This is a genomic window from Brevibacterium album DSM 18261 (assembly GCF_000426445.1).
Lineage (GTDB): Bacteria > Actinomycetota > Actinomycetes > Actinomycetales > Brevibacteriaceae > Brevibacterium > Brevibacterium album.
In genome coordinates this window covers 245,595-256,531 of the sequence record NZ_AUFJ01000010.1, presented here as the reverse complement: position 1 = coordinate 256,531, position 10,937 = coordinate 245,595, and the positions used below count along the sequence as shown (strand labels likewise).

Sequence of the window (10,937 nt, the reverse complement as noted above, 5' to 3'; positions counted from 1 at the left end):
GGCAGCCCCGGCGCGGTCGGGACGAGGGTCAGAGCACCTCGCCGGACTCCGCATCGACGCGGACGTCCGTGCTGCGGTCCTCGCCCTCGGGGTAGACGCCGACCTCCCAGTGGAGGGTGCCGCCGTCGTCGTCGAGGGAGGCGTCGTCGAGGAGGCCCGGCGTGTCGCCGAGCGCGGTCTCGAGCGCATCCGCGAGGGCGACCGAGGCGGCCTCCCGCTCACGCCGGTCATCGCCGTCGACATCGTCCTCCTCGGTGCCGAGCACCTCAGCGCCGTCGGCGGACACGCGCACCTCCTGCTCCCGGTCGCCGTCCATGACGCCCACGCTCCAGTGCGCCTCGCGCACATCGTCGTCATCGTCGTCGTCCGTCTCCGCCTCTTCGAAGTCGACGTCGAAGGCGGTGCCGCCGGCCTCGGCCTCGGCGGTCGCGATCGCCGCGAGTGCGGCGTCGAGCTCTCCTCCGCGGGCGGAGGAGGTGCCGCTCTGCTCGGCGGCGGGGGAGGAGGCCTCGTCCGAGCCCTCCTCCCGGGTCTGCTGGGTCTGTGCGGACGTCTCCTCCGCGGGGGCGGCCTCACCGCCTCCGGAACCGCAGCCGGCGAGGGCGAGGAGGGCGGCGGCGGGGAGGGCCAGGACGGGGATGCGGATGCTGTGCCTCTTCATGCCCCGAGACTAGCGAGCCGGGTATGAGAATGGAGTGAAGTGCGGATGAGGAGATCCTCATGAGGTGCTCCGCACAGGCGGGCTGCCGGCATGCGAGCCGGGCAGAAGGGGATCAGCGGGAGGCCCGGAGCGCGCCGAGGAGCACGGCGGCGACCTCTGCGACGACGGTGGAATCATCCTCGCGCCGGCTCACCCAGGCCTCCGAGGCGGCGGAGGCGCCGGTGAGCGCGAGGGTGCGGATCCGTGCGTCCCGAGCATGGCGCCGCGCCACGCTGCGGGGCACGACGGCTGAGCCGAGCCCGTGCGCGGTGAGCTCGATCGCGCTCTCCCAGGTCGAGGTCTCGTGGCGGATGTCCGGCTCCAGGCCCGCGGCCGTCCAGAGCGAGAGCACGCGGTCGCGGTAGTGGGGTGAGGCTTCGCGCCGGAAGGTGATGCACGGGAGCGCCGCGGCCTCGGCGAGGCTGTGCGCGGACGAGGACGCGGGCACGCAGAGGACGAAGGGCTCGGCGAGCGCGGCGGTCGTGACGATGCCGGCATCGCCGATCGGCATGTGCCCGCAGGCGAGGTCGATCTCCCCGCTGCGCAGGAGGTCGCGCTGTGCCGCGGTCGGGAGTTCGAGGGTCCGCACGCGCAGCTCCGGGCGCTCCGCGGCCAGCCGGCCCACCGCCTCGGGCACGCCCCGGTAGCAGAAGGACTGGACCGTGCCGATGGTGAGGGAGCCGGCCGCGCCCGCGGCGAGGTCGCCGGCGCGTTCGGAGAAGCGATGCGCTGCGGCCAGTGTCGCACGGGCGTCCCGGAGCAGCAGGACGCCCTCGCGCGTGAGCGCCGTCGCCGGACTGCGGGTGAAGAGCGCCATGCCCGTCTCCGCCTCCAGCTTGCGGATCTCCGCACTGAGCGCGGGCTGGGAGATGCCCAGCGCCTCGGCGGCGCGGGCGAAGTGCAGGTGCTCGGCCAGCACGGCGAAATAGCGGAGGCGGCGCAGCGACGGGGGTTTCATAGACTTTGACTATATCTGCAGAAGCAATGATTACTTGAACCTATGCAGTGCGCGTGCCTAGGCTCGTGGGCGTCACGCCTCAGCGGAGTTCCGCGGAGATCGAAGGAGATCAGATGACGTCCACGATGAGCCGATCCGAGACGGCCGTGCCGGACAGCTTCGGCATCGACCGGATCGCGGATGACGAATCCCTCGCGAGCCTGCTGCCCCTCTATCTGGAGCCCGTGCTGCTCGCGCACCTGCGGCCGGTGCTCGCAGACCTCGGGCCCCGTCTGGGCGGGGAGCTCGACGCGCTCGCCGGCGAGGCTGACCGGAACCCTCCCGTTCTCGAGCACCGGACGCGCACGGGCCTCGACCGGCAGTCCGTCCGCGTGCACCCTGCCTACCGGCGCCTGCAGGAGGTGGCGTTCGGGGAGCTGGGCATGGCCGCGGCCAGTCACCGGCCGGGTGCCCTGGGCTGGCACGAGCCCCTGCCGCCGGTGGCCAAGTATCTCCTCTTCTACCTCTTCGCCCAGGCGGAGTTCGGTCTCGAATGCCCCGTGAGCATGACCGATGCCCTCGCCCGCACGCTGCGGCGATTCGGCTCACAGGAGCTTCTCGACCGCTATCTGCCGGGTCTCACCAGCATGGACGTCGATGAGCTCACCCAGGGTGCGATGTTCATGACGGAGCAGGACGCCGGTTCGGACGTGGGGCGGACCGCGACGACGGCGCGCGACAACGGCGACGGCACCTGGGCGCTGACCGGGCAGAAGTGGTTCTGCTCCAACGTCGACGCCGAACTCGCGATGGTGCTCGCCCGGCCGGAGGGGGCTGCGGCCGGGATCAGGGGCATCGGCCTCTTCCTGCTCCCGCGGCACCTGCCCGACGGCAGTCCCAACCGCATGCGGATCGTCCGGCTCAAGGACAAGCTCGGCACCCGGTCGATGCCCAGCGGGGAGATCGACCTCGACGGCGCCACCGCTCACCTCGTGGGCGACATCGGGCAGGGCTTCAAGCAGATGGCGGACATGATCAACGCCTCGCGGCTGTCCAACGGCGTGCGCTCGGCCGGTCTCATGCGCCGGGCCTTCGGGGAGGCCCGGCACGTGTGCCGGAACCGCGAGGCCTTCGGCACCGCGCTCATCGACCTGCCCCTGCAGCGCAGGCAGCTCGCGAAGCTGCGCGTGACCGCGGAGCAGGCGCTCAGCGTCGTCATGCACACCGCGGAGGTCTTCGGCCGGGCGGATGGCGGCGACGCCGAGGCCGCCGCGGTCCTGCGCATCCTCACCCCGCTCGTGAAGTTCCGCGTGTGCCGGGACGCGCGCAAGGTCACCGCGGACGCGATGGAGGTGCGCGGGGGCGTGGGCTACATCGAGGAGTTCGGAGACGCCAGGGTCTTCCGGGACGCCCAGCTCGGGTCGATCTGGGAGGGGACGTCGAACATCGTCGCCCTCGATGTGGTGCGCGCCGCGCATCGCGCGGGGGCGCTCAAGCCGCTCATCGGGCACCTGCAGGGGCTGCTCGCCGAGGCCGGGGAGGCCGGATTGCCGCCCCGGCTGCGCTCGCACCTCGACAGGCTGGTGCTCGATGCGCTGCACGCACTGGAGATGCACGGGGACGGCGGCGCCGAGTGGCGGGTGCGCCAGGTCGCCTCTGCCACCTATCACGTGCTCTCCGCCGTGGTCCTGGCCTGGGAGGGGGCGCGCATCGCGGAGTCGAACGGCGACTGGACGCGGGTGGCGTACGCGACGCTGGTGCTCGAGCACCGGGTCCTCCCGCAGGATCCCTTCGCCCCGTCCGAGGACGATCCCGAGCTGCTGCGGAGGCTGATCGAGGGGGAGCCGGTGGACAGGGAGACGGTGTGGGAGCACGCGCGGGCGGTGCTGCCGGAGTCTGCGCTCTCGGAAGCTGGGAACGGCAGCCCGCGCGCAGGCGAACGGATGAGCGCGGAGACAGGAGCGGACGCGTGAGCACCACGATGAACGGGAGCGATGCCGGGGACCACGGTGGGACTGCAGGCCATGCGGCCTCGGGATGGGGAGCGCTGGACGGGATCACGGTCGTGGACCTCTCGCGGGTGCTCGGCGGGCCGTACTGCACGCAGATCCTCGCCGACCACGGGGCGACGGTGATCAAGGTGGAGCCGCCGGCCGGTGACGAGACGCGCTCCTGGGGTCCGCCGTATCTGTCCGAGGACGTGTCCTGGTACTTCGCCGGGGCCAATCGCAACAAGACGAGCATGACGCTGGACCTGCGCACGGACGCGGGTCGGGAAGCGCTCCTGGGGCTGCTCGAAGGGGCGGACGTGCTGGTGGAGAACTTCAAGCCGGGCTCCCTGACCCGCTGGGGCCTGGATCCCGAGGAGGTGCTGGCCGCGAGGTTCCCGCAGCTGGTCCACTGCTCCATCACGGGTTTCGGCGAGGACGGCCCGCTGGGCGGTCTGCCGGGCTACGACGCGATCGCGCAGGCGATGTCCGGGCTCATGTCCGTCAACGGCACACCGGAATCCGGTCCCGTCCGCATCGGGATGCCCGTGGTGGACATGGTCACCGGCCTCAACGCGGCCAACGGCATCCTCATGGCGCTCCACGAGCGCAGCGCGGGCGGCCGCGGGCAGCGGGTGGAGACGGCGCTCTTCGACTGCGCACTCTCCGTCATGCATCCGCATCTGCCCAATCACTTCGGCACGGGCCGGCGCCCGGAGCTCACGGGCAACGACCACCCGAACATCGCCCCCTATTCGACCTACCGGACGGGTGAGGGGGAGCTGTTCCTGGCGGTCGGCAACGACGGGCAGTTCGCGCGGCTGTGCGAGGTTCTCGAGCGGCCCGATCTGCCCGCCGATCCCCGGTTCCGCGGCAACCCGGAGCGGACTGCGCACCGGGCGGAGCTGCGGGCGGAACTGGAGGCGGCGTTCGCGGGGCATGCGGCGGACCCCCTGGCGAAGACCCTCATGGCCGCCGGCGTGCCGGCCGGTCCGATCCTCGCCGTCGACGAGGTCGTGGCGCATCCTCACACCCGGCACAGGGGCATGATCGTGGAGATGGAGGGAGGCTACCGAGGTGTGGCCTCTCCCGTGCGGCTCTCGCGGACCCCGCCCGAATACCGCATGCCTCCGCCGCGGCAGGGGGGCGATCCGAGCATCTGAGAGCTGAGCCCCTCCCTCTGGGTGACGTAGTGCGCAGATCGCACTCGCGGAGGGAGGAGCACGTGTGGTGAGCGGCAGATCGACGCAGTGCGGCAGCTGCGTGGAGAGGCCTGCGCCGGGAGGGGCAGCCCCAGCGGGCTTCAGGATGGGCTGCCTCAGAACGGAGGTGCCTCGTCCTGCACCCACACGGCCGGTGGATCGACTTCGCTTTGAGATCCAGTGCTTCCCCGAGAGCCAGCACTGCGCTGGGATTCAGTACTGTTCTGAGATGTGACATTGTTCCGTGCGGCAGCGTTGCTCCGCTCTGCGAGGTTTCGTTCTGCCGTGTCGGCCAGCAGTTCGCGCAGCCGTGCCGCGGCCTGGATCTCGTAGGGGTCCGGTGCGGTCAGGGTGACGGATTCGCGTCCGAGAGGTCCGGACCACTGACTGAGACCCTGCGCGCTCTTCGTGACGGTGAGGATGCCCTGGGTCTTGAGCTGGTGGCAGGGTTGGCAGAGGGGCTGGAGGTTCTCCGGCACCGTCAGGCCTCCCGCGGCCGGCAGAAGATGGTTGAACGGGACGATGTGGTCGGTCTGGCAGCGCAGGGCGGTCCGGGTGCATCCGGGTGCGGCACACTGTCTGTGCTTCGAGGTCACTGTTCTGCGGACGTTCGCGGGGATCGTGTAGGTCTGTGCGGTCTCGTCGAGGACGGTGCCGGTGGCCGGATCGGTGAGGATGCGGTAGAGGACGGATTGGGTCGAGACGATCTGCCGGGCGGCATCTGCGGGTAGGGGGCCGACCCCGGTGAGGTCCGCGGGGACGTGAGCGGCCGCATCGACGAGGCTCAGGACGGGCACCGTGACCATGACGGTGGCCTGCTGGGAGAGCCACTCGCCTTCGGCCGGGCACTGCACACGCACCAGGGGTGGGAACACCGTCTCCTGTGCGCCGCCTGCAGCCATAGCCGCAGGCACGGAGGCACCCATAGCTGCAGGCATGGAGGTGCCCATAGCTGCAGGCATGGAGGTGCGGGTAGCAGCAGGCACGAAGGCTTCTCCGGTGGAGGTACCTGCGTCGGGGATGTCCCTCGGCGCATGCGCGTCGGTTCCGGATGCGGGCGGAGCTGTCCCCTGGAATCCGAGTGCGGACCTGTGCGACGGCGCGGATCTGTGTGGCAGTGGGGGCGCAAGGCGTCTCCTGCGGGAATCCGCGATCACGGGCGAATGATCCTCAGTGATCGTGCCGGCCCGTACGCGTGTGCCCTGGAGGGGGATGTGAACGACAGCGAAGGTGTCCAGGGGTGCACCGCCGGCGGGGTTGCTCAGCCGGATGCGACGTTTCTCCACCACGGACGGCAGCCGCCCCGCACTGGTGGACCCTCCGGCTGACGGAGAGAGCCCTTCGGTGCCTGCGCGGCTGGTCGCATCCCCTGCGCAGTCGCCCGTCCCGGCGGGGTCTGCGGCTGCGTGGGGTATGCATCCAGGAGCATGGAGCTCGACGGGCACATACGTCGCCGGTGCGGCCAGAGCCGCGAGGTCGAACATGAGCTGATCGAGAGTCCGCCCGTCCACCGGGACAGCTGCAGCTGCTTCATCGCGTGCATCGGAATCGGCATGAGGGACATCTGCCCTCCCCATGGCATCGTCCGCAGTCCCCACCAGCGGCTGGAGGCGTCCGGCTCGCACGGCCCGGGCGGTCGCCTGCAGGCGCTGGTAGTACGGCTCCAATGTCGTGATGGGTCCTTCCAGGGTGAGGAAGGCGCTCCCGGAATCAGCGCGTTCGTAGGTGACCCGGCGGGCGTCGTGCACCGTCTTCATCGGAGGCGCCGGTGGAGCGCAGAGCGCCGCCTGCGCGCGCACGTGCTGCGTGAACGTCTCCAGGGGAGCGGCGAGGAGGGCCGGCCCGTGCAGCCGACCATGCCGGTCCCGGATATGTGCCGCTCCTGCGCTGTCGTCCGGGACGGAGAACCCACTCGTCGCCCTGACGTACCCGTCACTGTCGGTGTTCCTGCCCTCACCGGCGTTGCATGCGTTCGTGTCCGCAAGGATCGCATCGGGGGAGCCGAAGGAGTCCGAGGCTGGAGTGTCGGTGCTCACCTCCTCGGCATTCCGGCTGTTCTCTGCTTCGACGCGTCCTGTGATGTCGCGGCCGAGCCAGCGAGCATCGTGGAGCTGCAGGAGCGCACTCGCCCGGAGCAGGGCACGTAGCTTCGCCATGCTCAGTCTGCCCTCGATAACCAGAGCCAGGCAGCGGGAGAAGCCGAGATAGGCGAACACTGCATCGACGAGCCGGCGGTGGGCCCCGGTCTTCGTCAGATCCGCATCCACCAGCACCGCCCGCACCACGGTCCGCGGGAGGTGCCGGCTGATGAGCTCCCTCGCCGAGTGCATCCCGTGGGATCGCAGGAGGACCTCGAGAGTGTCGGGTCCGTCCTCAGCGGCGATGGCGGCCAGGGTCGTCTCCGCCAGTGCGACGAGGTGCGCAGCCTCGCACCGGTCGAGGGCGTAGGCCGTCTCCTGCACGCTGCGGGAGATCTCCAGCACATCGAGGGATTCCGCCGTCGCCGCGGTCTCCAGGGCAGAGGCGGTGGGCTCGAGCATCTGCCAGCCCTCCCCGGCAGGCAGTTCACCGGGCTGGCGGTGGAAGACCGGCAGCCGAGAAGGCCCGCCGGAGGCGGAAAGGCTGCTGCCGCGGGCGAGGTGCGCGCAGAGGTCGTCAGCGGTCACGATCTCGACCGGTTCGATGTCCGTGCAGGCGGGAAGGGTCATCGTGCGTGCCGCGGCACGGTGCCGCTGCGAGTTGTGCTCGTGGTGTCTCCGGCTGCCCCTCCAGGGACGCAGCTGGGCGGGAGCGAGCGCACTGCCCGGAGCGAACTGCTTCTGTGACATCGTCATCACCTCCTCAACGGCGAGTGAGCGGCTTCAAAGATCCATCTGGTTCGAATCTATCGTGAGGCACGGACACAACTTGCTCGAGCGGTCGGTGGTGGCCGGTGGGAGGGCCTGGCTGCCGCGCATCGTCGAGTGAACGGGGGCATCCGCTCCGGGCTGCCAGACGGAGCCATTGCGCTTCCGAGGCGCCGAGTCTAGTCTGTAAACATGTTCAGTGAACGTGTTCATGAAGCTGGCGTGCACCGCTGTGCGGTCGAGAGCGCCGGTCCGAACTCCGCGTCGGATCCACCTCCGGAATCGGATCCGGCTCCGGTCCCGCTCGGGCGGGAGGCGCGTCGTGACAGGACCGAGGCGATGATCCTCCGTGCTGCCGGTGAGCTCTTTGCGGAGAAGGGCTTCACCGCCGCCACCGTGCGCGGGATCGCTGCACGGGCGGGGGTGAGCGCAGGCCGGGTTATGGCAGTGGGGGACAAGGAGCGGCTGCTCGTGCTCACGGTCGAGGCCGAGGTGCAGCGCATCCACGAGGAGGCGGAGTCGCGTGCGCTCGGCAGAGGCGGAACCGCCTCTACCGAGGTCTGCGCTCTCGTTCGACCGTTCGTGGAGCTCTTCACCTCCGATCCTCCGCTCGCGCGGGAGTACGGCGCCGTTCTCATGCGGGGCCGTACCCGCGCTGCCATATTCGAGGGACTCTCCGCCCGGCTGGAAGCCGAGATCGAGGAGGTCCTACGGCGGCGTGCCGCCGGACCCTCCGATGCCGAACGCGTCCGCAGGGGCGCTCGCACCGTCTACCTCGCCTACCTCGGTGCGCTGTTCGCGGCTGCGCACGGAGCGCTGCCGTTCGCGGGGATCGAGGGCGAAGTCGCCGCTGCGGTGAGAGCGGTCCAGGGCGAGCCCGGTGATTCCCCCGAAGCCGGTCATCCGGCCGAGGCGTTCGCGGCGCCCGCGGAGCCAGAGCATGCGGGAGGTGGAGAGCGATGACGATTGACCAGTGGGGGCTCGTGCTCAGCCTGCTCCTGACCGCGGCGCTCGCCGGAGACGCGATCCTGTCCCTGCGGCCGCCGCGCTTCATCCGAGACTGTCTGGAGGGTGTGCGCTTCCCCGCGGACTGGTGGTGGGTGCTCATCGTGGTGAAGCTGGCGGGAGCGGCCGGGCTGCTCACCGGCCTGTCCGTGCCCGGGGTGGGCCTCGCGGCGGCGGCTGGGGCGGTCGTCTACTTCCTGTGCGCAGCGGCCGCACACCTGCGGGCCCGGTTCCTGGGCACGGCCTTCTGGTTCAACTGCCTCGGCATGCTTGCGCTCTCGCTCGCGACGACCGTAGTGCTGGTCTTCGCGGGCTGAAGCGGCCCCGGGGCTGAAGCGGCGCGAGACTGCGTGTGCATGAGGCTGCAGGAGTGCGCGGCCATGAAGAGGTGTGGGGCCGCAGCAGCGAGAGGCAGTTCCGGCTCACGCCCGAATGACGTCCACGCCCTGTCGTTCGAACGGCGCGAGGAGCGTCTCCTCGCGGCAGTCCGTCACGAGTGTCCAGCCGTGGGGGAGCGGTGCCCAGGCGGCCACGCCCCGGGTGCAGAGCTTCGAGGCGTCGGCGAGCACCACCGTCCTCCGCGCCCGGGTCGCTGCGAACTCCTTGACGTAGGCCTCCTCGAGGGTCGGCTCGCCCACTCCGAGCGCGGGCGAGACCGCATCGCAGCCGAGGAAGGCGAGATCGAAGGCGAAGCGGCCCAGCGCTTCCAGCGCCAGGGGGCCCGTGGTGCCGTGCGAGGCCGGGGTGAGCGCTCCGCCCACCACGTGCACGCTGATGCCCGGCCGGCCGACGAGCGTGATCGCGTTCTCCAGTCCGCGGGTCACGACGGTGACGCCCTCGACGCCGTCGAGGGCGTCCACGAGGGCCAGGGTCGTCGAGCCCGCGTCGACGAAGATCGTGGCGCCGGCGTGGACGAGTCCCACGGAGGCCAGCCCGATCCCGGTCTTCGACTCCGCGTTCACCGCGACCCGCTCGGACAGCGCGCGGTCGCGGAACGGCGCGGGCATGATCGCGCCGCCGTAGGTGCGGGAGAGCTGGCCCGAGTCCTCGAGCGCGGCGAGGTCCCTCCGCACGGTGGAGGGCGAGACCTCCAGGCGGCTGCCGAGCTCCTCGACCCTGGAGATGCCCGAGGTCACGAGCCGCAGCAGGGCCTCACGGCGTTCCAGGGTCGAGCGGTGCGGACGCGCCATGTCAGCGGGGGAGGTACTCCGCGCGGATGCCGTCCACGAACGGCGCGTAGCCGATCGCGGCCCGGAACGCCGAGCGCATGGTGCCCGGATCGGCCTTCCCCTGCCCCGCGATGTCGAATGCGGTCCCGTGGTCCACGCTCGTGCGCAGGATCGGCAGGCCCACCGTCACGGAGATCGTGCCGTCGAAGTCGAAGGTCTTCGCCGCGATGTGACCCTGATCGTGGTACTGGGAGAGGATGCCGTCGTAGCGGCCCATGAGCCCGTGGTGGAACACGGAGTCCGCCGGGATGGGCCCGGCAACGCCCAGGCCGTCCGCGTTCACCTGCTCGACGGCGGGGCGGAGGATCTCGATCTCCTCGTCGCCGAACGCCCCGTTCTCACCGCCGTGGGGGTTGATCGCGGCCGTCGCCAGCCGCGGGTTCGCGATGCCGTAGACCTCGAGGGCGCGGTGGGCGCGGCGGATCGAATCGGCCTGCGTCTCCACCGTGATCGCGTCGAGAGCCTTCCGCAGCGACATGTGGCGGGTGGCGAAGAAGACGTGCATGTGGTGACCGGGCACGTGGGAGCGCTCGACGACGAACATGGTGTCCTGCTTCGTCACGCCCGTGAGCTCACCCAGCATCTCCGTGTGGCCCAGGTGCTCCGAACCCGCCTTCCAGATGGCCTCCTTGTTGATGGGGCCGGTGACGATGCCTGCGATCTCGCGGTTCATCGCGGCGGTCGTCGCGAGTTCGATGGATTTCACGGCGGCGCGGCCGGCGCGGGCGTCCACGACGCCCCAGTCAAGCTCCGTGTCGCCGAGCACGCCGATGTCGAAGACGTCGATGACGCCCTCACCGGCGTGGGGGACGTCCCAGGAGGAGACGGCACGCACCTCGGCGTCGAGGCCGAGCACCTCGACGGCCCGGCGCATGACGGAGGCATCGGCCACCGCGATGCCGCGGACGGAGGCATCGCCGGAGTGCTCGTGGAGGACGGCGGCGGTGATCTCGGGGCCGATGCCCACGGGGTCGCCGGGCGTGAGTGCGAGGACGGGAGCGGTCATGAGGGGACTTCCTTCGCTGTTCGG

9 protein-coding genes are annotated in these 10,937 nt (G+C 70.9%); 4 read left to right on the top strand and 5 right to left on the bottom strand.

Annotated elements, in window-relative coordinates:
- Window positions 1-28: 28 nt before the first annotated feature.
- Together K318_RS23505 and K318_RS19615 are read right to left on the bottom strand one after the other, a co-directional pair.
- Complete coding sequence (locus K318_RS23505) at window positions 29-661, bottom strand: PepSY domain-containing protein (RefSeq protein WP_051297583.1); 633 nt, start codon at window positions 659-661, stop codon at window positions 29-31.
- Between the two features lie 112 nt (window positions 662-773).
- Window positions 774-1,658 (bottom strand): LysR family transcriptional regulator, encoded by an 885-nt coding sequence (locus tag K318_RS19615; RefSeq protein ID WP_051297582.1) that lies wholly within the window; start codon window positions 1,656-1,658, stop codon window positions 774-776.
- Between the two features lie 113 nt (window positions 1,659-1,771).
- Here K318_RS19615 and K318_RS19610 point away from each other — a divergent pair, with 113 nt between their 5' ends.
- Window positions 1,772-3,610 (top strand): acyl-CoA dehydrogenase family protein, encoded by a 1,839-nt coding sequence (locus K318_RS19610; RefSeq protein WP_084499745.1) that lies wholly within the window; start codon window positions 1,772-1,774, stop codon window positions 3,608-3,610.
- Window positions 3,607-4,788, top strand: a complete 1,182-nt coding sequence (locus K318_RS19605; RefSeq protein ID WP_245579771.1) for a CaiB/BaiF CoA transferase family protein — start codon at window positions 3,607-3,609, stop codon at window positions 4,786-4,788. The genes K318_RS19610 and K318_RS19605 overlap by 4 nt, the downstream gene beginning before the upstream one ends.
- A gap of 155 nt (window positions 4,789-4,943) precedes the next feature.
- Here K318_RS19605 and K318_RS23500 read toward each other — a convergent pair whose 3' ends face one another.
- The gene (locus K318_RS23500; RefSeq protein WP_029088716.1) at window positions 4,944-7,661 is read right to left on the bottom strand and encodes an HNH endonuclease; all 2,718 of its coding nucleotides are present in this window, start codon (window positions 7,659-7,661) and stop codon (window positions 4,944-4,946) included.
- Window positions 7,662-8,012: 351 nt separating this feature from the next.
- On the opposite strand from K318_RS23500, the gene K318_RS23495 reads away from it, so the two are divergent.
- Both K318_RS23495 and K318_RS0105290 read left to right on the top strand, forming a co-directional pair.
- A complete protein-coding gene (locus K318_RS23495; protein WP_169721446.1) occupies window positions 8,013-8,636 on the top strand; it encodes a TetR/AcrR family transcriptional regulator in 624 nt (207 codons plus the stop codon).
- A complete protein-coding gene (locus K318_RS0105290; RefSeq protein ID WP_029088715.1) occupies window positions 8,633-8,995 on the top strand; it encodes a DoxX family protein in 363 nt (120 codons plus the stop codon). The genes K318_RS23495 and K318_RS0105290 overlap by 4 nt, the downstream gene beginning before the upstream one ends.
- A gap of 105 nt (window positions 8,996-9,100) precedes the next feature.
- Here the strand turns inward: K318_RS0105290 and K318_RS19590 are convergent, their stop codons facing one another.
- A complete protein-coding gene (locus tag K318_RS19590; RefSeq protein ID WP_035280710.1) occupies window positions 9,101-9,868 on the bottom strand; it encodes a DeoR/GlpR family DNA-binding transcription regulator in 768 nt (255 codons plus the stop codon).
- 1 nt (window position 9,869) lies between these two features.
- Window positions 9,870-10,913 (bottom strand): 4-hydroxythreonine-4-phosphate dehydrogenase PdxA, encoded by a 1,044-nt coding sequence (pdxA, locus tag K318_RS0105280; protein WP_029088714.1) that lies wholly within the window; start codon window positions 10,911-10,913, stop codon window positions 9,870-9,872.
- Window positions 10,914-10,937: the final 24 nt, after the last annotated feature.

What these genes read in the sequence shown, in the direction of transcription:
- K318_RS19590 (WP_035280710.1), bottom strand. Translation starts at nt 9,868, where the DNA reads ATGGCGCGTCCGCACCGCTCGACCCTGGAACGCCGTGAGGCCCTGCTG.
- K318_RS19615 (WP_051297582.1), bottom strand. Translation starts at nt 1,658, where the DNA reads ATGAAACCCCCGTCGCTGCGCCGCCTCCGCTATTTCGCCGTGCTGGCC.
- K318_RS23500 (WP_029088716.1), bottom strand. Translation starts at nt 7,661, where the DNA reads ATGACGATGTCACAGAAGCAGTTCGCTCCGGGCAGTGCGCTCGCTCCC.
- K318_RS23505 (WP_051297583.1), bottom strand. Translation starts at nt 661, where the DNA reads ATGAAGAGGCACAGCATCCGCATCCCCGTCCTGGCCCTCCCCGCCGCC.
- K318_RS23495 (WP_169721446.1), top strand. Translation starts at nt 8,013, where the DNA reads ATGATCCTCCGTGCTGCCGGTGAGCTCTTTGCGGAGAAGGGCTTCACC.
- K318_RS0105290 (WP_029088715.1), top strand. Translation starts at nt 8,633, where the DNA reads ATGACGATTGACCAGTGGGGGCTCGTGCTCAGCCTGCTCCTGACCGCG.
- pdxA (WP_029088714.1), bottom strand. Translation starts at nt 10,913, where the DNA reads ATGACCGCTCCCGTCCTCGCACTCACGCCCGGCGACCCCGTGGGCATC.
- K318_RS19610 (WP_084499745.1), top strand. Translation starts at nt 1,772, where the DNA reads ATGACGTCCACGATGAGCCGATCCGAGACGGCCGTGCCGGACAGCTTC.